The 20,639-nt window shown below is 32.6% G+C and carries 20 protein-coding genes, 2 tRNA genes and 1 pseudogene; 15 read left to right on the top strand and 8 right to left on the bottom strand.

All coding sequences use genetic code 11. The features are described 5' to 3' along the window. Positions 1 to 372: 372 nt before the first annotated feature. Together CLU81_RS02245 and CLU81_RS02240 are read left to right on the top strand one after the other, a co-directional pair. Entirely contained in the window at positions 373 to 675 is a 303-nt protein-coding gene (locus tag CLU81_RS02245; protein ID WP_099707978.1) for a transposase, read from the top strand. Then, positions 618 to 1,538 carry an IS3 family transposase gene (locus CLU81_RS02240; protein ID WP_144444448.1) on the top strand — a complete coding sequence of 307 codons (921 nt, stop codon included), beginning with the start codon at positions 618 to 620 and terminating at the stop codon, positions 1,536 to 1,538. The genes CLU81_RS02245 and CLU81_RS02240 overlap by 58 nt, the downstream gene beginning before the upstream one ends. Here the strand turns inward: CLU81_RS02240 and CLU81_RS02235 are convergent. The 7 genes and pseudogenes from CLU81_RS02235 to CLU81_RS02200 all read right to left on the bottom strand — a co-directional run bounded on the left by CLU81_RS02235 (position 1,492) and on the right by CLU81_RS02200 (position 6,508). Continuing rightward, a complete protein-coding gene (locus CLU81_RS02235) occupies positions 1,492 to 2,541 on the bottom strand; it encodes a site-specific integrase (RefSeq protein WP_233209634.1) in 1,050 nt (349 codons plus the stop codon). The genes CLU81_RS02240 and CLU81_RS02235 overlap by 47 nt on opposite strands. 292 nt (positions 2,542 to 2,833) lie before the next feature. Beyond that, positions 2,834 to 2,914, bottom strand: a tRNA-Tyr gene (locus tag CLU81_RS02230). A gap of 285 nt (positions 2,915 to 3,199) precedes the next feature. Beyond that, positions 3,200 to 3,280: transfer RNA gene (locus CLU81_RS02225), tRNA-Tyr, on the bottom strand. A 737-nt stretch (positions 3,281 to 4,017) separates the two neighbouring features. After that, positions 4,018 to 4,404 (bottom strand): annotated as a pseudogene (locus CLU81_RS02215) (peroxiredoxin family protein); the annotation flags it as partial. A gap of 18 nt (positions 4,405 to 4,422) precedes the next feature. Continuing rightward, complete coding sequence (locus CLU81_RS02210; RefSeq protein ID WP_099708340.1) at positions 4,423 to 5,184, bottom strand: DUF4369 domain-containing protein; 762 nt, start codon at positions 5,182 to 5,184, stop codon at positions 4,423 to 4,425. Positions 5,185 to 5,442: 258 nt separating this feature from the next. Further along, entirely contained in the window at positions 5,443 to 5,883 is a 441-nt protein-coding gene (locus CLU81_RS02205) for a KTSC domain-containing protein (protein WP_099708339.1), read from the bottom strand. Between the two features lie 373 nt (positions 5,884 to 6,256). Next, on the bottom strand, positions 6,257 to 6,508 hold the full coding sequence (locus tag CLU81_RS02200) for a hypothetical protein (protein WP_099708338.1): 252 nt from the start codon (positions 6,506 to 6,508) through the stop codon (positions 6,257 to 6,259). A gap of 87 nt (positions 6,509 to 6,595) precedes the next feature. Between CLU81_RS02200 and CLU81_RS02195 the strand changes: the two genes are divergently transcribed. From CLU81_RS02195 to CLU81_RS02140, 12 genes are all read left to right on the top strand, one after another. Continuing rightward, complete coding sequence (locus tag CLU81_RS02195; RefSeq protein WP_099708337.1) at positions 6,596 to 7,138, top strand: hypothetical protein; 543 nt, start codon at positions 6,596 to 6,598, stop codon at positions 7,136 to 7,138. Further along, positions 7,138 to 7,287: a hypothetical protein gene (locus CLU81_RS26930; protein WP_099708336.1), complete on the top strand. Its 150-nt coding sequence runs from the start codon at positions 7,138 to 7,140 to the stop codon at positions 7,285 to 7,287. Before CLU81_RS02195 ends, CLU81_RS26930 begins: the two co-directional genes overlap by 1 nt. 230 nt (positions 7,288 to 7,517) lie before the next feature. Beyond that, positions 7,518 to 7,745 carry a hypothetical protein gene (locus CLU81_RS02185; RefSeq protein ID WP_055091558.1) on the top strand — a complete coding sequence of 76 codons (228 nt, stop codon included), beginning with the start codon at positions 7,518 to 7,520 and terminating at the stop codon, positions 7,743 to 7,745. Next, positions 7,735 to 8,115, top strand: a complete 381-nt coding sequence (locus CLU81_RS02180) for a YchJ family protein (RefSeq protein ID WP_099708335.1) — start codon at positions 7,735 to 7,737, stop codon at positions 8,113 to 8,115. Before CLU81_RS02185 ends, CLU81_RS02180 begins: the two co-directional genes overlap by 11 nt. Positions 8,116 to 8,221: 106 nt before the next feature. Next, positions 8,222 to 9,340, top strand: coding sequence for a VWA domain-containing protein (locus CLU81_RS02175; protein WP_099708334.1), 1,119 nt, complete (start codon positions 8,222 to 8,224; stop codon positions 9,338 to 9,340). 136 nt (positions 9,341 to 9,476) lie between these two features. Next, the gene (locus CLU81_RS02170) at positions 9,477 to 10,940 is read left to right on the top strand and encodes an AAA family ATPase (RefSeq protein WP_099708333.1); all 1,464 of its coding nucleotides are present in this window, start codon (positions 9,477 to 9,479) and stop codon (positions 10,938 to 10,940) included. A 241-nt stretch (positions 10,941 to 11,181) separates the two neighbouring features. Further along, positions 11,182 to 11,775 (top strand): 2OG-Fe(II) oxygenase, encoded by a 594-nt coding sequence (locus CLU81_RS02165; RefSeq protein WP_099708332.1) that lies wholly within the window; start codon positions 11,182 to 11,184, stop codon positions 11,773 to 11,775. Between the two features lie 277 nt (positions 11,776 to 12,052). Next, entirely contained in the window at positions 12,053 to 12,490 is a 438-nt protein-coding gene (locus tag CLU81_RS02160; protein WP_099708331.1) for a MarR family winged helix-turn-helix transcriptional regulator, read from the top strand. Between the two features lie 5 nt (positions 12,491 to 12,495). Then, positions 12,496 to 13,830 (top strand): serine hydrolase, encoded by a 1,335-nt coding sequence (locus CLU81_RS02155; RefSeq protein ID WP_099712643.1) that lies wholly within the window; start codon positions 12,496 to 12,498, stop codon positions 13,828 to 13,830. Positions 13,831 to 13,860: 30 nt separating this feature from the next. Further along, complete coding sequence (locus CLU81_RS02150; RefSeq protein ID WP_099708330.1) at positions 13,861 to 14,715, top strand: EamA family transporter; 855 nt, start codon at positions 13,861 to 13,863, stop codon at positions 14,713 to 14,715. A 467-nt stretch (positions 14,716 to 15,182) separates the two neighbouring features. After that, entirely contained in the window at positions 15,183 to 16,469 is a 1,287-nt protein-coding gene (locus tag CLU81_RS02145; protein WP_233209633.1) for a Glu/Leu/Phe/Val dehydrogenase, read from the top strand. Positions 16,470 to 16,612: 143 nt separating this feature from the next. After that, positions 16,613 to 17,836 carry a sterol desaturase family protein gene (locus tag CLU81_RS02140; RefSeq protein ID WP_099708329.1) on the top strand — a complete coding sequence of 408 codons (1,224 nt, stop codon included), beginning with the start codon at positions 16,613 to 16,615 and terminating at the stop codon, positions 17,834 to 17,836. 206 nt (positions 17,837 to 18,042) lie between these two features. Here the strand turns inward: CLU81_RS02140 and CLU81_RS02135 are convergent, their stop codons facing one another. Next, entirely contained in the window at positions 18,043 to 19,641 is a 1,599-nt protein-coding gene (locus tag CLU81_RS02135) for a DUF6377 domain-containing protein (RefSeq protein WP_099708328.1), read from the bottom strand. 471 nt (positions 19,642 to 20,112) lie between these two features. Here CLU81_RS02135 and CLU81_RS02130 point away from each other — a divergent pair, with 471 nt between their 5' ends. Then, positions 20,113 to 20,637, top strand: coding sequence for a DUF5004 domain-containing protein (locus CLU81_RS02130; RefSeq protein ID WP_099708327.1), 525 nt, complete (start codon positions 20,113 to 20,115; stop codon positions 20,635 to 20,637). Positions 20,638 to 20,639 lie beyond the last annotated feature (2 nt).

The raw sequence follows: 20,639 nt of genomic DNA, 5'->3' as shown, positions 1-20,639 counted from the left end.
AGTGCACATAAAAAATGGAGATTTAATTTATGAACTTGTTTAATAATATAGAATTTTCTTAATTCTAAGTCCATTTCTAAATGGAGTTTTTTTATACTTTTCAACTAGTACTTATTTGTAAATAATTATGGAACATTCATCGAGAATCGCTAAGCAAGCGCAAAAAGCAACGCAATAAAGCAGGTTTTTTTCTTGTATTTATGGTTTTTTTTTGCTAGCGCCGACAAGCGATTCCCGTACTTTGTGAGGAAATTAAATAAGATAATAGAGAGAAACACCTCCCATTTTATACAAGACGTAAATATGGAGTTGCTACATTTACTGGGACATAAATTTTAAGACTGTTTAAATAAAAATAAATATCTTAGAATTATGAAAAAACGAGTTTACAGTGCTGAGTTTAAATCATCAGCAGTACGATTAAGTTACGAGCGAGAAAACATCAAAGAATTAGCAGATGAACTAGGCGTCCAGGTAGAGCGTATTTATAAATGGAGGTCTTCTCAAAAAACATTTACTAATCTACAACCAATTATTTCTAAAAAGACAGAGATAGATTCTTTAGAAGTAAAACAATTACGAAAAGCCCTTAAAGAAAAAGAATTAGAGCTTGAGATATTAAAAAAGGCCGTTCACATCTTTTCCAAGAGCGATGGGAAATCTACCAATTTATAGTCAGCTATAAACATTTATATCCTATTGAAAAGATGTGCAGCGTTTTAAAAGTAAGCCGAAGTAGTTATTATAGATGGTTCAGTGGCGGTCCTTCTAATAGATTTATAGAAAATAGTCTATTTACAGATTTAATAAAAGAAGTTTTTGATCTAAGCAGTCAAACTTACGGAAGTCCCAGAATAGCGGAACAGCTAAAAAGAAAAGGATATAAAATATCCAAAAGGAAAGTTGCTAAATTGATGCTTCTTAATGGCTGGAGAAGTAAACTTAAAAGACGCTTTAAAGTAACCACAGATTCTAATCATCGATATCCAGTGTGCAGTAATCATCTCAATAGAAATTTTACACCAAAATCACTTAATGAGGTTTGGGTGTCTGATATAACCTATATAAGAACAGCTGCCGGCTGGTTATATCTTACTACTATTATTGATTTATATGACAGGCAGGTTATAGGATGGTCATTAAGCACACGAATGTATACCGATCAAACGATTATTCCAGCTTGGAAAATGGCAGTATCAAAAAGAGAAATAACAGAATCTTTACTTTTTCATTCAGATAGAGGAATACAATATGCTTCGATAGAATTCAGAAAATTGATTAATAAAAATACTTTAATCACTCAAAGTATGAGTAGAAAAGCTAATTGTTGGGATAATGCTGTAGCTGAAAGTTTTTTCAAGACCCTTAAAGCAGAACTTATCTATCAGCATAAATTCACAACCATTGAAGAAGCTAAATTAGCAGTCTTTGAATATATAGAAGTATGGTATAATAGAAAACGTCTGCATTCTTCTTTGGGATATAAAACACCTAAAGAAATGGAACTAGAATTTTATAAAATAGAAAGTGTAGCATAGGTCTTAGAAAATTTGTCCGACTTTTTGTTGCAAGTCCAGAAACTGGCAGCACTGTGCCACGCTGTACACAAATCGGGTGATCTTTATACTTCTCAATTATTTTAAGTGCCTGTGGCAGGAGCGGGACATTCGTGGTCGAATTTGTTTTCTGTCTCTCAGACATTATCCATAAGTTACCGTCCATTCCGTCTTTGATATCTGCCTGCCTAAGCTGGTAAGCGTCAATGTAAGCTAGTCCTGTATAGCACTGGAAAACAAACACATCTCTGACTACATTGAGCCTGTCTGTGGTAAAATAATGTCTCTCCAATTCATATAATTCCTGAGTTGAAAGAGGTTTTTTTACCAACTTAGTTTTTCTTCCTTTAAAGTTTTTAAAAGGATCTTTTAGGATTATCTCCTTGTCAATCGCACGAATTACTATTTTTTTGAAATTAGCTATGTACTTAAGCGTAGTATTATTGCTGCAGTCGCGAACTGTTCTAAGATAAAACTCAAAATCTTTTACGAATTCAAGATTTAAATCCGCAAATTCCATGTCATCTTTTTTAAACTTAAATTTAATAAAAGCTGTTAAATGATTTTTTGTGATAGTAAATCGTTGAAGAGTGCCTCTGGCATATCCTTTACCGAGAAGCGCGGTCATTTGGTCATTGTGTTTTTGAAATTCCTCCAGCAGTTTAACCCTTGGGGTGATTTTTCCCAGAACGTAATCCATAACTTTTTCTGAAGTTATGGGTTTTCCGCTGTACATAATCTCTGTTTTGTATTCATTGACTTTTAAAATCAGTGAATCCAAAAAGAAGTTAAGGGATCTTGCATCTTCTTTTGTACCGATTGCTCTTTCGGTTTTTTGGTCCCAGCGGGTGCTGTCCCATTTACGTTTGGTGGATGTTTCCTTTGGAATTCCATCTACAGTTATTCTAAGATAAACTGTTCTAATTTTACTTTCATTGCGGGGGATTTTCAAAAAGAAAACCAACCCAAAGCTGCTTTCTAACATAATTCAACTTTTTAGATTAATAAATGTAGAATTATAGCATCAAAAAAACAAGTCGTTAACCTCCTTAACCCCTGTATTTACAAGTGTTAAGGTGCAATTCTGTGGCACATTTTGCAAACACCCAAATGTGCCACGATTCTGCCACAAAACTTTTGAGTGTTTTTATAAAGTTTGAAAATTGCCTAAAATGCAAAAAACCTGCGAATCCTAGGATTTGCAGGTTTTACCACGTTTTTTGCGGGTTTTTGAAAAGATTGAAAAAGTGACCTTTTTACTTCTTTTACCCTTTTTGTGGGGAGAGCAGGATTCGAACCTGCGAAGTTTTCACAGCAGATTTACAGTCTGCCCTCGTTGGCCGCTTGAGTATCTCCCCAATCTCAGCGTTAGTGCGCTTTGTTGTTCTAAGCGGTTGCAAATATAAGAACGTTTTTCATGTTTGCAAACAAAAAATGAAAACTTAGAAGAAATTAATAGTTACAAAGATATGCAGGCAGAAAAAATATAGATTTTCAGGAATGATTTCTCAGTTCTGTTAGTTTAAATAAAAGCTAAAAAATTTTAGTGGTAAAATTCCGTTTACGCGTTGATTTGGTTTTTGTAGCAAAAAAATCTAAATTTGGAGCATAAAAAAAGTCCTAATTTTCATTAGGACTTTTAGTGGGGAGAGCAGGATTCGAACCTGCGAAGTTTTCACAGCAGATTTACAGTCTGCCCTCGTTGGCCGCTTGAGTATCTCCCCGATCTCAGCGTTAGTGCGCTTTGTTGTTCTAAGCGGTTGCAAATATAGGAACGTTTTTCATGTCTACAAACAAAAAATCAACTTAATTTTAAGTTATTTTAAAGTTATTTTTTAATTCATTGGAATTGAATAAAATAAAAAATATCTAATTTGGGTATTTTCTTCATTTATTTTAAAAAGTAAGACTATTCTGTTGTTTTTTCGATGTTTTTACTTTTGATTTTTAATCTTTATATTCTCGAATAGCTAGTTTTCTTGCACTACAAAGAATAAAATCTTTGGAAATTTATTTTAATATGCATCGTTTAATGTTTGCTTAGATCAAAGAAACCAGATTAAAAAAGGAAGTTTGTCTTAAAGTTTTTTTCTGCAGACTTTTTTAAGGCTAATTCTGCTTTGTTTGGAAGAAATAGAGTGAGAGTATCCTTTTCAATATGATTCTTTGTGTACGGCTGAAAAATATAAGTTTTCCATTTTGTAAAGTTCAATAGAGATAGTACAAGAGTTGTAAGGCGATTTAATGCCGTTTTCTGCAGCGAATGAGAGTTTTCCTGAAAGATAAGAATTGAAAGGTTTTTCATTGAATTAAGCAAGCTAAATGGCGAGCTTAATTATGACATAATATCTGCCTTAACTTGATTTTGTCTTAATCCTATAATTTGAATTCAAATAGATATGTATAGAAACAAAAAAATCTCCACTAGGGAGATTTTTTTTGTTTTATTCTGAAATTGGTATTATTTAGCTAAAAGCTCTAATATTTTTGCTCTTAATTCAGGACCTCTTAAGTCTTGCGCAACTACTTTTCCAGTAGCATCAAGAATAAAAGTTGCCGGAATAGATTCAACTCCGTATTGTTTTGCAATTGGTTCTTCCCAAAACTTCAAGTTAGAAACCTGAGTCCATGTTAGACCATCTTTTGCAATAGCTTCTTTCCAAGCCGCTGCTTCTTTATCAAGAGAAACACCAACAATATTTAAACCTTTTGCGTGTAGTTCTTTATAAATAGCTACAACATTCGGGTTTTCCTTTCTACAAGGTCCACACCATGAAGCCCAGAAGTCTACAATAGTCACTTTACCTAAACTTTCTTTAAGCGAGACTACTTTTCCTTCTGTGTTAGGAGCTGAAAAATCTGATCTTCATTTAGCGCTACCAACAGGAGGAGCTGACGCACCAACTGCAGGCATTTTTGCTTGACCTATTTTAGTTTTAATTTCTTTTCCAGGAGTAGTGTTTTTTAAAGACTCATCTAATCCATTATAGATAGTTTCGATTTTTTTAACATCAGCAGTTGGATCAGCAAGCATACTTTGAAGAATCAAAGCAGTAATGAATGATTTTGGGTGACCTTCAGCATAAGAAGTATATTTCTTTTTAGAATTTGCCTGTACTTCTGTTTGAAGTTCCATGTATTGTTTCATCAAACCATTGATAGTTGCAGTATCCTGAGCTTGTTGAGCAGCTTGCATTTTTTGAGTATTTTTTTTCTGAAAATCAACTAAACCTTTTTGAGTTTTGTTTAGTTCTTCGGTGAATTTTGTATACTCTTCATTGTTATAAGTTCCTGAAACTTTAGATTTGTGGATACTGTCTTTGTCAATTGCAACAGCGATTTCTCCTGTTTCTAAGATGAAAGGAAATGGTTGATTAACACCTTGAACAATTAATGCGTGAAATGCTGGTTCAGCTACTTTTCCTTTTATTTCGAATTTTCCATTTTCAACTTTTACGGTATCAAGAGCAACTGTCATTTTTGTTGTTGGATCCTGACCTTGAAGAATGATAGTTTTTCCGTTTTCGATTCCTTTAGCTGTTCCGGTAATTAGATATTCTCCGTCTTTAACTTTGCTGCATGACATAATCGCTACAGAAGCGGTAAGTAAAAAAAGTATTTTTTTCATTTATAAAATAATTAGTTAATTGATTTGTGCAACAAAAGTATCTAAAAATCTAAAACTTAAAGAATTTTGGAACCTAAAATTTTGTTATAGTTTTTTTGAATCTAATCCTCCTGTAATCAGCTTGTTTGCTGGCTTTATTTGATTTAAAACTCTCGTTTCTATTATTATTATGAATCTAAATTATCATTTTTTTAATTTTTAGACATAAAAAAAGCACTCTGTTGCCAGAATGCTTGTAAGTATATTATAGTATAAAAACTATTCTTGATTTGTTTTCTTTCTCCAAGTAAAAGAGTTCAAAATGTGTCTTTTTGCGAATCTTCCAGGAGAATCAGCATTTACCATTTTTACGTAAGTCGCTTTAGGAACACTGATGTATTCGTAAACACTTCCGTTAGAGAAATCGATAATTAAACGACCTTCAACAAATTTATAATCAGTAATTGATGAAGTTGCGATAGTCTCAGTATATTCAGGTAAATTTGCTTTAATCGTTTCAGGATTAATACTTACCAAAAAGTGATAAGCCTCAATAATAGCCTTACTTTTTTCTTCTGCAGCTTTTAAACCAGCATCATCACCTTGAAATTTATCAGGATGAGATTCTTTCATCGCATTACGATAGATTGTTTTCAAATCTTTTAATTCAGCAGTTTTGTCTACGTTTAGTAACTTGCGGTATTCAACTATTTTTTTCATAAATAAAAGGTAACTTCTTGTCTATTAGTTTGAAATGAGTGTTTTTTACTTCAAAACGACAAATTTTTTGCAAAGGTACACTTTTTTTTAACTTTTTACTTTTGATCGAAAAAATATTCGAAAAAAATGTAAAATATTGAGAGTTAGAAGTTAAAAGATTAGAATGTGAGACTGAATACTTTAGATACTTAAGTTTAACCGCAAAGCACGCAAAGTATTTTTATGTATTCGTTCGTGGCTTTTATAAAAACGCAAAGTTCGCAAAGCTTTATCAATAAAAACTTTGCGAACTTTGCGAATACCTTTGTAAACTTTGCGGTAAAATCCTCATTTCAACTTGAAACCTGAAACAAAGAAAACATGAAACAAAATCTTATTTATCCTCAAGTTTCTGATTTGCTTTATGAAAGTTTTTCGACTTCTTTGGATATTTATCATAACTAATATCGCTTGGATTTTCAATTACCGATTTGATTGTAATTAATTCACCAACAGTATGATTTGCGTGAGCCATTTTATAATCTAAAAGATATTCACCACAAAAATAATTGTTGTTTTCATCTTTCTCCATGATACCGGTATAAACTCCTTTTTGCATCATTTTTTCTTCTGAACCTTTAGACATGACTTCTTTATTTAAAATTTGAAGGTACAAAGTTAATCAATTTATCTTTGTTTTAGGGAGTCTTGGACAATCTCAGTATATTTGCACATGCAAAAAAACTTCAAGCCACATCCTAATTCGTTCAAAAATACCTTTTGCGTGTTTCATGAAGTACTTCCAAATGAAATCGAAGGTTTAAAAAAACAGTTTGAAAGCAAAACCGGAAGTACCTATTATTATACAGAAGCCGGAATGTATCGCGTTTCAAATCATTGGGGAAGATTGGCTAATAGCAAATGGCGTTTAATTGCAATGGAACCGGAAACGCCATCTAAAACTAAAATAGGTTTTGCAGCATGGAATGAATTTTATCCGGATAATGCCGAAGAAAAGCTCTATTATATAGAAGCCGATTTTGAAAAAAATACAGTAACGTATCAGCATAAAAAGAATCCGAAATATGATGGAAAACCTGTTTTAAGAACAAGTTTTGAAACCACAAAAAGAATCAAACAAATCAGGAATCTGCAACAATTAACGTCTTGGGCAAAACATTTTGATTATGATGATATAGGTGATTTGAGAAAACAAATTATAACAGAATTGATTTTTACCGAGAAAACTTTAGACGAAATTAAAAGAGAAATATAATGGGACGCAACAACGAAAGGAATATCAAAAAGCATAATGACAAATTGCATAAAGCCCAAAACAAAGTAAAACAGGCCGAAATTGCAAGAAAAGAAAAGCTAAAAGAAATTATCAAAAAGTTCAACGAAGACAAAAAAGAAGAGAAGTAAAAAAGTTTCAGGTTTTCTTTGTTTCAAGTTTCAAGTTTTTGCAACGAGTAACTTGAAACGTGAAAACTGGAACGTAAAATTTACCGCAAAGAACGCTAAGAATTACGCAAAGTTCGCAAAGCTTTGCGAACTTTTTTTAGCCTTAGATATTTAAAAAAAACTTTGCGAACTTTGCGGTAAAATTCTCATTTCAACCTGAAACCTGAAACAAAAAAAACAATATTACAGATATGAAATTCGAAGATTTAAAAGTAAGTGTACAGGAAATTATTGATTTAATTGCTGCAAAAAACGATAGAGAAGCTAATAATAAGTTACTTGAAGTAAATGAAACATTAGACGAAATGCTGGATCATGCAGAAGAAGACGAAGATTTAAGAGAAATAAGCAGATACCAGGTTTTATTGAATCAGCTGCATGTAAAAATTAACGGCGAAGAGCAAGTTGATGGAGAATAAAAAATGCTTTTGTGACACCGGTTTGTTGTTTGAGAATTGCTGCGGATTGTATCTTCAAAACAATCAAAAAGCGCTAACAGCATTGGCCTTAATGCGCTCAAGATATTCCGGATATGCAACTCATAATGCCGATTATCTTTTAGAAACCACTTATGTTTCTGAAAGACAATATTATTCGAAAGCAGAAATTCTAAAATGGGCGACAAGCAATAAATGGCAAAAACTCGAAATTCTAAGTTTTACTGAAAACACAGTAGAGTTTAAAGCCTATTTTTTAGATTCAAATCAAAAACCACAGACGCATTACGAATTTTCAACTTTTAAATTCGAAAATAATGCTTGGTATTATGTCGATGGAAAGTTTGAATAATTGCTAAATTTATAAGGAATTTCAACGTGTTTTGCTTCAATATTTTAACTAAAAATTAATAAACGTTTCTTTTTTCGTAATTCTAAAATAACGTAATTTTAGAATTATGAAAAACGAATTTAAAAAGGGTTTTTATTTTAAGTCGTACGAAGCCCCATTTCAGTCTCCGTTTGAAAAACTTTTTGGCATTTTTAAAGAGTTAATCACCCATACTTCGGGTGATTTTGATGAAGCTATAGACTGGCTTCGGGAGTTAGATAAAGAATATAAACTTACGGACGAGAACTACACAATCGATGATTTTATCGAAGATTTAAAAAAGAAAGGTTACATAAAAGACGAGGTTAAAGAAGATGGAACAGATGGTTTTGGTATCACTGCCAAAACAGAACGTGCAATCAGACAACAAGCCTTAGATCAGATTTTTGGTAATTTGAAGCGTTCCGGAAACGGAAATCACAAAACCAAACATGCCGGAAATGGCGATGAACATACCGGAGAATTTCGCGAATTTAATTTTGGAGACGGTTTAGAACGAATTTCGCTAACGGAAAGTCTACGAAATGCACAAATCAATAATGGAGTAGAAAGTTTCATGCTGACCGAAAATGATTTGGTTGTCGAAGAAACGCAATACAAAGCTCAAATGAGTACAGTATTGATGATTGACATTAGCCACAGTATGATTTTGTACGGCGAAGACAGAATTACTCCGGCAAAAAAAGTTGCAATGGCTTTGGCAGAATTAATTACGACACGTTATCCAAAAGACACGCTTGATATTTTGGTTTTCGGAAACGACGCCTGGACAATTCCAATCAAGGATTTGCCATATTTACAAGTTGGTCCATATCATACAAATACGGTTGCGGGACTTCAGTTGGCAATGGATATTTTGCGAAGAAAGAGAAATACCAACAAGCAAATTTTCATGATTACCGACGGAAAACCAAGCTGCGTTCGCGAACGTGACGGTTCTTATTATATGAATAGTAACGGACTCGACGAATATATCGTAGATAAATGCTACACGCAGGCACAACAAGCCAGAAAATTACATATTCCGATTACGACTTTTATGATTGCAAACGATCCGTATTTACAGCGTTTCGTCAATCATTTTACCGAAGCAAATCAAGGAAAAGCATTTTATACCGGATTAAAAGGTTTGGGCGAAATGATTTTTGAAGATTATGAAACAAATAGGAAAAAACGTGTACGTTAATTTTAAGGTTCTAAGGAACTAAGAATCTAAGTTGCTAAGGTTTTTTTAGACAATGCATACATACCGTATATCGTAGAGACGCACTGCAGTGCGTCTAACACAATCAAAATATAACAAAACAGATATTTCAATAAAAATGGAAATAAATACTATAAAGACATTAGGACAGTTAAAAGCCTCGGGATATAAAAGCATCAGTATCAAGGATGAATTACGAAATAATCTGCGTGAGAAAATCAAATCCGGAAAGCCAGTTTTTGAGGGCGTTCATGGTTTCGAGAATACTGTAATTCCAGAATTAGAGCGTGCTATTTTATCTCGTCATAACATCAATTTATTAGGACTTCGTGGTCAGGCAAAAACACGTTTGGCGCGTAAAATGGTCGAATTATTAGACGAATATATTCCGTTTGTATCAGATTCGGAGATTAACGACGATCCACTAAATCCAATTTCACGTTTTGCTAAAGATATAATTGCAGAAAAAGGCGATGAAACTCCAATTTCGTGGTTGCATAGAAATGAACGTTTCTTTGAGAAATTAGCAACTCCGGATGTTACCGTTGCCGATTTAATTGGAGATGTTGATCCAATTAAAGCTGCAAATCTAAAATTATCTTATGCTGATGATCGTGTAATTCACTTTGGAATGATTCCGAGAGCGAACCGTTGTATTTTTGTAATTAACGAATTGCCGGATTTACAAGCCAGAATTCAGGTTGCACTTTTTAATATTTTGCAGGAAGGAGATATTCAAATTAGAGGTTTTAAATTGAGAATGCCTTTGGATATGCAATTTATATTTACTGCAAATCCAGAAGATTACACTAATAGAGGAAGTATTGTAACGCCATTAAAAGATAGAATTGGTTCTCAAATTTTAACGCATTATCCGGAAAGTGTTGCAGTTGCGAGAACAATTACGGAACAAGAAGCTAAACTGGACGAAACGCAACATAAATTGGTTTACGTGCCAAGTTTAGCCAAAGACATATTAGAACAAATAAGTTTTGAAGCTCGTGATAGCGAATACATCGATAATAAAAGTGGCGTAAGTGCGAGAATGAGTATTACTGCTTTTGAGAATTTAATGAGCACAGCTGAACGCAGAGCTTTGAAAGCCGGAGTTGATAAAACTACTTTGCGTTTGTCTGATTTTATTGGAATTATTCCTGCTATTACAGGAAAAGTAGAATTGGTTTACGAAGGAGAGCAGGAGGGAGCTGCGGCGGTTGCACAAAACTTAATTGGTTCGGCAATTCGAACATTGTTTCCAACGCTTTTACCTAAGATTGAAAAATTAGAAAAGCAAGGTGAAAAAACGGCTTATTCTGATTTAATCGAATGGTTCTTTGCCGAAAGTGGTTTCGAATTGTTAGACGACGCTACGGATAAAGAATATCAGGCGATTTTAGACGAAGTAACTCCATTAGATGTTTTACTGAAAAAATATCAGCCTCAATTAGATAAAAAGGACCAATATTTCATGAAAGAATTTATCCTTTGGGGATTGGTTGAATATAAAAAATTAAGCAAAGATCGTTTCGCACAAGGACATCAGTTTAAAGATATGTACGGAAGTTATATTAGTAAATTGTAAATAATTATTAATTGTGAATTATTAATTATTTAATTAAGGCTTGTGTCTTATATATCAAACCCGACAGGTTTTAAAACCTGTCGGGTTTCTTGTTTTTATGCGCGGCTATCTTTGTCAAAGTTTAAAACTTTGACAAAGATTAAGTGTCATCATTTTTTATTTATTTAAAATAAACCCATTACCAGTTTTATTTCGTCTACCTTGCTCCGTTGGCTGTATTTGCAGTTTTCCCAAAACAAAAATGGAAAATGGTTTCGAAGATTTGATTGCGAGTTATATTGAGAACAAAGTAGGGATATCAGAGCATTTTTTAAGTGCTGAATTAGCAAATCATTTAAAGCAAAACTTGGTTGATTTAAATCAGAAAAGTTTGCTGAAAGAAGCTGGAATTGGCAATTCAGAGAAAGTTTCTTATGACGGAGCGATTAGAAGTGATTCTATTTATTGGCTGGATAAAAAAAACAATAATGCATTCGAAAATGAATTCTTTGATCAGATCGATGCTTTTATTATCTATCTAAACGAAAGCTGTTACGCCGGAATTACCGGTTACGAATTTCATTATTCATTATACGAAACCGGAGATTTTTATCTGAAACACTTAGATCAGTTTAAAAATAATCCAAGCCGAAAATATTCTATGATTAGTTATCTTAATAGTAATTGGCAGGAAAGTGATGGAGGAGAATTGATGATTCATCAGGAAAATAACAACCAGAAAATTGCTCCGACTCAGGGAAAAACAGTTTTCTTTAAAAGCAATGAATTGGTTCATGAGGTTTTGGTTACTCAAAATACCAGAATGAGTATTACAGGTTGGCTTAAAAGTGACTAGTTTCACCGAAAGAAATTTACCGCAAAGCACGCAAAGGTTTTTGTTTTGTTTTGCGCTTAGCAAACGCAAAGTTCGCAAAGCTGGTTCAATACAAAGCTTTGCGAACTTTGTGTTTTTATAAAACTGCTTAATTAAAAAAACTTAGCGCGCTTTGCGGTAAAATCCTCATTTTAATTAAGCCATTTCAAATCTAAAGGAGTGAGTTTGTTAAAAAAAAATATCAGTTATTGGAAATTATATTGATATATCAATTATATTTGTGTCAAATAAAAAAGATATGAAACTTGAAAATCCAACCGGAACTGCTTTGTATTCAATCGAAAAGGCGATAAAAGAATATCGAAAACTCGCACAAAAAAATATTAGCAAAGTTGTAAAAGATATTACGGTAGATCAGGGTTTGGTATTAATTATACTAAACGATAACCAGAATATTGCTCAAAACGAACTGGCAAATCTTGTCTTTAAAGATAATGCATCGATTACCAGAATGATCGAATTAATGGTTAAAAAAGAATATATAACAAGAACGATTCATCCCGAAGATCGTAGAAAATTCAATCTTGAAATCACAGAGAAAGGACTAAAAACACTCGAATTAATACAACCCGTTATTAAAATCAACAGGCAAACGGCGCTCGAAGGATTATCATTAGAAGAAATAGCATTGCTTGACAAAACACTCAATAAAATAATCACTAATTGTTCAAAATAAATAGTATGAAATTAAGCTTAACTCTAATTGCATTGTTGGTATTTACCTTTGGATATTCACAAAAAGAACTGAATACGAAATTAGAACAATACATGGACGCGCAGTTTGCTATTAATGATTTTAGCGGCACTGTACTGGTTTCTAAAAATGATTCGTTACTATTAAAAAAAGCATATGGTTTTGCTAATTACGAATGGAAAGTAAAAAATGTAATAGATTCGAAATTTAGTTTAGCTTCGGTTTCAAAGCAATTTACAGCAGTTGCCATTTTGCAATTAGCCGAAGATAAAAAACTTTCGCTAGATGATAATCTTAGTAAATATTTTGCTGGTTTTACAAAAGGAGACAAGATAACCTTGAAGATGATGTTAACTCATAATTCGGGTTTTGCTATGGATTTTGACGAATTGTATTTGACAAAAACAAATCTTGATAAAGATTCCGTTTATGCATATCTGGCAAAAAAGCCTTTATTGTTTGAACCTGGAACCAGCACAGCTTACAGTAATATTGGTTATTATTTATTAGCACGTATTATCGAGAAAGTTTCCGGTGAATCTTATTCGGCGTATTTGCAGCAAAATTTATTTGATAAAGCAAAAATGTACAATTCCGGAGTTTCGTCGAATGATGCAATAGTTGACAAAATGGCTCAATCGTATTATTTTGATAATAGTAAATCTGATAAAGACAAATTAGTTAAAAACCCATATATCAACTGGAATTTTAATTTTGGACATGACGGAGTTTATTCAACTGTCGAAGATTTAAATTTATGGAATAAAGCACTTTTCGAAAGTCAGACATTATTATCAGAAGAATCGAAGAAAAAGATGTTTACATCGTATAATGAACAAAATTTTGGTTTTGGATTAATTATTAATCCTTTTTACAATCAAAATCATCAGCTTATTGCGCATGACGGAGGTTTTTTGGGGGCAATGACTTCGTTTAATAAATTTCCTGACGATAAAGTTTTTATTACTGTTTTGTCCAATAATCAATCCAAATCATATTATATCGCTTATGGACTTGCCGGAATTTGTTTTGGGAAAGACGTAGAACTTCCGTACAAACATATTCAAACAGAAATAGATACTAAAGTTTACGATCAATATATTGGTGAATATGAAAATATTAAAATCCTGAAAAAGGGTAACAAATTGTATTACACTGATTTTGATATTGAATTACTGCCGGAATCTCAAACGAAATTTTTCCGTTCCGACAATAACAATACTACAATAGAATTTGTCAAAAACAAAAAAGGAAAAATTACGCAGTTAGAAATAAAAAAGGCAGGAATAAAAGAGGTGAAAAATAAAACCAAAGGAGTTTAAGTACTATTTTTGTACTCAAATTTTAATCCTATGTTGTTTCTTATTTTAAGTATTCTTTGTAGCGTAATTGTTGGCGTAATTTTCAAAATGACCCGAAAGTATAATGGTAATCCAACTCAAATTGTCAGCTTCAATTATGTGTTTGCACTGGCACTTTGTTATTTTACTTTTACTCCAGATTTAACTGAAGTTGATAATAATGCACCCTGGAATATTTACATTGCAATTGGTATTTTATTACCTGTAGTTTTCTTGTTTTTAATAGCTTCCATAAAACATATGGGAATCGTAAAAACAGATGCTGCGCAACGATTATCATTATTTATCCCAATTTTGGCGGCTTGGTTTATTTTTAAAGAAGATTTCAATTCTTATAAAGTTATTGGACTTATTGTCGGTTTTCTGGCGCTTTTATTCATCTTAAGAAAACAATCTGATAATGAAGAAAACAAATGGATTTATCCTGCCGTAGTTTTACTGGGTTTTGGAATTATCGATATTCTTTTTAAGCAAATCGCTTTATACACGACATTACCTTATACTTCATCATTATTTGTGGTTTTCTGTATTGCATTAGGATTTGCACTTATAATTAGCGTTTATGAAATTGGAATTAAAAACGTCAAATTAGAACCAAAAAATATTCTTTTTGGAGGTTTAGTCGGAATCTTTAATTTCGGAAATATTCTATTTTACTTAAAAGCACATAAGGCTTTCGCGGAAAATCCTTCAACGGTTTTTGCAGGAATGAACATGGGCGTTATTATCCTTGGAAGTTTAGTTGGCTTGTTCTTTTTTAAAGAAAAATTGTCCAAAATCAACTTTTTAGGTCTCTTTTTGGCCTTGATTTCTATTATTTTGATTGTTATTTCGCAATTTAATTAATTTTTAAAATCGGCTAAAGCCTTAATTTACAATCTCTTTTAGGTTATGCTTTTATTATTTGCAAAATAAACTCGACTAATTCTATAGAATTTATAAATATATTTATAAATTTGCAATAACAATGAAGAACTATAGTCAATATATCATCCCGTTTATGTGCTGCTCAGAGATATGCTGCATGACAAACGATGCGATGAAATGGCGTTAATAGAGAAAGTACTTGTTAGTTATTTTTTTTTTTAGCCTTTCATGCACCATGAAAGGCTTTTTTTAGAATTATTAAAAAATTAAGAATATGAGATCAAATAGAAATACCAATATTATGATGCAATGCTGTCTGATGAAGATTCCATGTTGGCGAATGCAATAATTGAGGATAAACTAAACTCTTTCTTAAAAACGCTTTGAAAGTGTTCTAAAAGGAAAAAATCTAAATCACACGAACCCAAATTAAAAAAATATATATCATGAGTGCAGAAATTATAAAACAGAATCCCTTTCAATCGATGATTGATCGCTTTAATATTGCGGCGAATATTCTTAATCTTGATGAATCAATCAGGCAAAAGTTGCAACGTCCGGAAAAACAAATCGTAGTTAATTTTTCGATTACATTAGATAATGGAACAATCCAGAACTTTGAGGGATATCGCGTTATTCACAATACGGCATTAGGACCTTCAAAAGGAGGAATCCGTTATGATACAGCCGTAAATCTGGATGAAGTCAAAGCGCTTGCAGCATGGATGACCTGGAAATCTGCGGTAACAGGAATTCCGTTTGGAGGAGCAAAAGGCGGAATCATTTGTGATCCAAGAACGCTTTCTAAAACCGAATTAGAAAAAATTACAAGAGCTTATACAAAAGCTTTAGCAGATATTTTTGGACCGGAAAAAGATGTTCCTGCACCGGATATGGGAACCGGACCTGACGAAATGGGCTGGCTTATGGATGAATTTTCGATACTTCACGGTAAGACAATTCATGCTGTAGTAACCGGAAAACATTTGCATTCAGGAGGATCTTTAGGTCGAGTAGAAGCAACCGGAAGAGGTGTAAGTATTATTACATTATTAGCTCTTCAAAAACTAAAGCTAAGACCGGCAAGATCTACAGTTGCGATTCAGGGATTTGGAAATGTTGGTTTACACTCGGCTTTGTTTTTGTTCGAAAAAGGGCTAAAAGTAGTTGCTGTTAGTGATGTTTCTGAAGCTTTTTATAATCCTGAGGGGCTGAATATTCCAGAGTTAATCTTGTATTATAATCTAAATAATAAAAGTATAAAAGGATATCCAAATTCGGTTGCTATAAAACACGAGGATTTATTGCTTTTGGATGTTGATGTATTAATTCCTGCTGCAAAAGAAGACGTGATTACGCAAAAGAACGCCAATGATATTCGCGCAAAAATTATAGTTGAAGGTGCAAACGGTCCCGTTTCATCTGATGCTGATAAAATATTACATGACAATAATGTGTTGGTAATTCCTGATATTCTGGCAAATGCTGGAGGAGTTACGGTTTCTTATTTTGAGTGGCTGCAAAATTCACTTTTAGAATCGTGGAGAATTCATCAAATCAATACACGTCTGGAAGATATTCTTGAAAAAGGTTTCGAAACCGTTTTTAGAATCGCGCTAAAACATAATGTTACGCCACGTATTGCGGCTTATGTTATTGCTTTGAAAAAAGTTGCCGATACTCAAGCTGTAAAAGAAGTGGCATTGGAAGCCCCAAAATACAGACAGAATTAAAATTAAGTTTTTAAAATATAAAGATAATTTTCATTGGTTATTATTCTGATAGAAGAATGATAGTCAATGGAAATGTCTTTTTCTTAGTTTTAAAATGAATCGAATAGGAGTTTTTTATGAATCAAAAAAAGTAATTTTTAAAAATGGAACATATTAATTTTCTTGCCTTTGCAATGCCTGCTTTTTTCCTGTTTTTATTTCTGGAATATAAATTGGCACAACGAAAAGAAAGACCTGAAATTTTCAATTATGAAAGTTCTGTTTCAAATATTAGCATTGGTATTGCTGAGAGATTAATCAATTTATTTATCGCTGCCAGTTTTTATCAATTGTATTATTTTATCTATAACAATTATCGAATTTTTGAGATTCCAAGTAATATTTTTGTTTGGATTGCCTTAATTCTCGCAACAGATTTTGTTTGGTATTGGTACCACAGATTGGGGCACGAAGTCAATTTTTTCTGGGCAGCACATATTGTCCATCATCATAGCGAAGAATTTAATTTTACGGCAGCAGCCAGAATTACGACTTTTCAGGCGATTGTGAGAACGGGTTTTTGGTGTGTTTTGCCTTTTGTTGGTTTTCATCCTTCGATGGTAATCACAATGCTGATTGTGCATGGAGCATATTCTTTTTTTACGCATACACAGCTTATCGGAAGAATAAAATGGTTAGAATATGTTTTTGTGACGCCTTCAGTTCATGGAATTCATCACGCTTCTGATGAGAAATATTTAGACAAAAACTACGGCGATATGTTCACTTTTTGGGATCGTATTTTTGGAACTTTCCAGGCAGAAGAAGAAAAACCAAAATATGGATTAACACATCCGCTAAAGAGTTATAGTTTCTTATGGCAGCATTTTCATTATTACTTTGAGATTTATGAATTATGGAAACGCTCCAAAGGATTTAAGGCGAGATGGAAAGCCGTTTTTGGAAGTCCGGCACATATGGATCAGGATATTCGTCCAATATTAGAAAAACGTTTTTTGCAGGATAAAGCAAATCCAAATCAAAGACTTCGATTCCGAAATTATCTTTATATACAATTAGGATTATCGACATTGGTTTTAACCGTTTTTACCTATTATTTTGACTTGCTAAATGTTCTTGATAAGGTTTTTGTGCTTTCGGTTATTTTGATAACGCTTGTTAATTGTGGCGCTTTATTAGAACAACGAAAATGGATGTATTATCTTGAATACGGACGCATTTTTATGATTACAACTTACTTTTTATATGAAGAAAATATGTTCTCGTTTTTCTTTGTTCCGTTGGCGATTATGATTTTTTTAGAGCAATTATTCTCTCTCGGAAAAAGATATCAAAATGTAATTCTTCAATTAGAAACCTCGGAGTAAAGAGGATAGAATAAAGAGGATAGAATAAAGAGGATAGAATAAAGAAGATAGAATAAAGAAGATAGAATAAAAGTTAAAAAAGTTAGCCACGAATTCACTAATTATTGTTACATCTACGTGTGTAAAAATTCGTGAATTCGTGGCATTTTTTATTAAATGTATACCGTAAAAAACTTAGTCCCTTAGCATCTTAGTATCTTAGAAACTTAGATCGTTTTAATCGCCATGATCTTCTCTTCAAAAGTATCCTTGAAATCTGATTTGCTCTTGATTCTTGTTTTATACGTGTAAATTGTAGCCACAGAAAGTTCCAGAAATTCGGCCATTTGGCTGCTATCCTGGATTCCTAATCGATACAAAGCAAAAATGCGAAGTTCAGTGTTTAAAAGTTCTCCTTTTTTGACAATACATTTGTGATCATTCGGGAATAAATGATTGAAATCTGTGACAAATGTTGGGAATAACTTAAGGAAGATTTCATCAAATTGATGGAAAAGATTTTCTCGTTCTTCTTTTACATTATAACGTTTTAAACTCGCAATAACTTCATCGGTTTTTTTGGTAATGATTTTATGCAGCGTACTTTTCTGGATATGATCTATTTTATTGATGAAAGCGGAAGTTGCTTTGATGAAATACGTGATATATTCTTCTTTAATAGCATTTGCTTCACTCAGACTTATGTTCATTTCCTGAAGTTGCGCATAAGACGAAGCCATTATTTTTCGGGCTTTATTTCTTTCCTTTAATTGTTTGAAAATGATAATCGAGAACAAAACGATAATTATCGTAAGTATCGTTAACAGAATAATGATGCGTTCAAGTTTATCATTTTTTTCTTTTACATTGTTTAGTTGCGCTTTTTCGATAATTGGTAATATCGACGAAATCTCAATTTTACGATGTCTTGCATTATAGAATGTCGCATCATCCATAGCAATATTAATATACTCATTTGCCTTGTCAAGATAGCCCATCTTAAAGAGTTCGTTGGCTAGATTTCTAAGTGCAACGGTTTCTTTAGTTGCATTTTTAACATCGGCTATTGCGGCGAGCGCCAGATATTGTATGGCTTTTTTGGTGTATCCGCGTTCCGAATAGATATAACCTAAACTCGAAGTCGCAATTCCGTAATAATCCGGTGGTAAATCATAATTGTTAATCCAATAACTAAAGGCAAATTCGGCGCCACGCCAATCTTGTTGTTTGAGGCGTTTCAAACTTTCGGCAGCCCAATATTCGTTTGTATTTGTACCAATTAATTCCAGTGCTTTTTTCAGAAAGTGATTTCCTTGTTGTACATAATGAATGTTAAAACGCTGATCTTTATTATAATCGGCAAGATCATAATAGGCGCGGGCTTTGATGGAATAATATTCGAATTTGTGTTTCTGATCGAGTTTCTTGTCGTCGATAACATTCAAAGTATCGATGGCTTCTTTAAACAATCCGGATGAGAGCAAAACGAAACCTTCTTTAATTCGGCTTTTAGCCAAATATTTAGGATCTTTTAAAACGATTGCTTTGATTTTGGCTTCTTCCAGATAGTAATAGGCAGAGTCATATTTAAAGGATTTATACTCTTCAAATAATGCCATATAGGTATTGTACAACTGTTCGTTGTTTTGACTTACCGTAAATTTTGAAACATTTCTTTTTAATGCTTCAATTTTATGATACTTCTGTTTTAAGTACACATCTTTTTTGAGTAGTACTTTATCTAATTCTTCTAGAACAGGATTTGTCTCTTTCGCAGTTAGAGAAAAACCCGCAATGAAAAAATATAGAATTAATATTCTTTGCATGGTTTGGTTTGGTTTAAGATAGTTGGTGGTTCTTTTTTGAGTTAATTCGTTTATAAGTCAAATTTAGTCTAAGAGTTGATGATTAGCAACTTTTAAAACAGGTAACTTCTTTTTAAAATGCTTCTAAAAAGGGAGTTAGGTTCGTGAAAATGGTTTTGAAATGTTAAAAGTGGTTTAATAACTTGCAATTATACAATAAAAAGCTAATAAATATATGTATAGTGAAAAAAATATCTCATTTAATTTTCATATTGTCATTTTTACCATTAATTATTTGCTTTTTTTATCTAAACAGCACCTTGATTTTTGCGAATATTGAAATTTATTAAAATACTGATTATCAATTATTTGAATTTATTTTTACTTGAAATACATCTTGATTTTTCGCAGATTCTTTTTTTTAGATTTATTTAACATCTAGTTTCGTACTGTCCTTTTAAAGGGATAAAAACTAACAAAAACCACAATTTTATGAGATGTAAAAGTATTTATTGGTTAGCTGTTATTATGTGTCTATTTGCCATTGGCTGCGACAATACAGATGACGGAAGCTACGTTGCTCCAATTACCATTTATGAGAAAGTAAATGGAAACTGGGGATTAACAAATTTGAAAATGGTCGATGAATTTGCGAAAGCAAATAAGATTGAGCCAAGCGAACAAACCTTGAACACCTGGTTTAACTACGAAGATTTTAAAATTAAATTTAGTGTAGACGAAAAAAACAATCCAACGAGTTATGAGGTTACAGGAGATGTTCCACCATTATTTGCTCCAAAAGGATACTGGCAATTAAGTACAGCTTTTCAACCAACAACTGGAGGCGGACCTACAAAAATCTATTTGTATAGCGACGCTCAAAAAACTCAAAAAACAGATGAACTTGTATTGACTTCTACACCGGGTAAAAGTGGTGAAATGGAGTTTCAATTGGTGCACTCTTCAGGAGGATCGCCGTTCGTGTCTTATGTATTCAAATTTAATGCTATTAATTAAAA

The sequence above is a fragment of the Flavobacterium sp. 9 genome, from assembly GCF_002754195.1.
In the GTDB taxonomy this organism is placed as follows: Bacteria; Bacteroidota; Bacteroidia; order Flavobacteriales; family Flavobacteriaceae; genus Flavobacterium.
The sequence above is the reverse complement of the archived record's forward strand: the minus strand, read 5'-3'. Positions and strand labels throughout refer to the sequence as shown.

Bases quoted from the DNA above. Each gene is read 5' to 3' on its own strand.
- CLU81_RS02135 (WP_099708328.1), bottom strand. From the start codon at position 19,641: ATGCAAAGAATATTAATTCTATATTTTTTCATTGCGGGTTTTTCTCTA.
- CLU81_RS02205 (WP_099708339.1), bottom strand. From the start codon at position 5,883: ATGAAAAAAATAGTTGAATACCGCAAGTTACTAAACGTAGACAAAACT.
- CLU81_RS26930 (WP_099708336.1), top strand. From the start codon at position 7,138: ATGGGACGCAACAACGAAAGGAATATCAAAAAGCATAATGACAAATTG.
- CLU81_RS02180 (WP_099708335.1), top strand. From the start codon at position 7,735: ATGGAGAATAAAAAATGCTTTTGTGACACCGGTTTGTTGTTTGAGAAT.
- CLU81_RS02155 (WP_099712643.1), top strand. From the start codon at position 12,496: ATGAAATTAAGCTTAACTCTAATTGCATTGTTGGTATTTACCTTTGGA.
- CLU81_RS02235 (WP_233209634.1), bottom strand. From the start codon at position 2,541: ATGTTAGAAAGCAGCTTTGGGTTGGTTTTCTTTTTGAAAATCCCCCGC.
- CLU81_RS02160 (WP_099708331.1), top strand. From the start codon at position 12,053: ATGAAACTTGAAAATCCAACCGGAACTGCTTTGTATTCAATCGAAAAG.
- CLU81_RS02130 (WP_099708327.1), top strand. From the start codon at position 20,113: ATGAGATGTAAAAGTATTTATTGGTTAGCTGTTATTATGTGTCTATTT.
- CLU81_RS02175 (WP_099708334.1), top strand. From the start codon at position 8,222: ATGAAAAACGAATTTAAAAAGGGTTTTTATTTTAAGTCGTACGAAGCC.
- CLU81_RS02185 (WP_055091558.1), top strand. From the start codon at position 7,518: ATGAAATTCGAAGATTTAAAAGTAAGTGTACAGGAAATTATTGATTTA.
- CLU81_RS02200 (WP_099708338.1), bottom strand. From the start codon at position 6,508: ATGTCTAAAGGTTCAGAAGAAAAAATGATGCAAAAAGGAGTTTATACC.
- CLU81_RS02165 (WP_099708332.1), top strand. From the start codon at position 11,182: ATGGAAAATGGTTTCGAAGATTTGATTGCGAGTTATATTGAGAACAAA.
- CLU81_RS02140 (WP_099708329.1), top strand. From the start codon at position 16,613: ATGGAACATATTAATTTTCTTGCCTTTGCAATGCCTGCTTTTTTCCTG.
- CLU81_RS02210 (WP_099708340.1), bottom strand. From the start codon at position 5,184: ATGAAAAAAATACTTTTTTTACTTACCGCTTCTGTAGCGATTATGTCA.
- CLU81_RS02245 (WP_099707978.1), top strand. From the start codon at position 373: ATGAAAAAACGAGTTTACAGTGCTGAGTTTAAATCATCAGCAGTACGA.
- CLU81_RS02195 (WP_099708337.1), top strand. From the start codon at position 6,596: ATGCAAAAAAACTTCAAGCCACATCCTAATTCGTTCAAAAATACCTTT.
- CLU81_RS02150 (WP_099708330.1), top strand. From the start codon at position 13,861: ATGTTGTTTCTTATTTTAAGTATTCTTTGTAGCGTAATTGTTGGCGTA.
- CLU81_RS02145 (WP_233209633.1), top strand. From the start codon at position 15,183: ATGAGTGCAGAAATTATAAAACAGAATCCCTTTCAATCGATGATTGAT.
- CLU81_RS02170 (WP_099708333.1), top strand. From the start codon at position 9,477: ATGGAAATAAATACTATAAAGACATTAGGACAGTTAAAAGCCTCGGGA.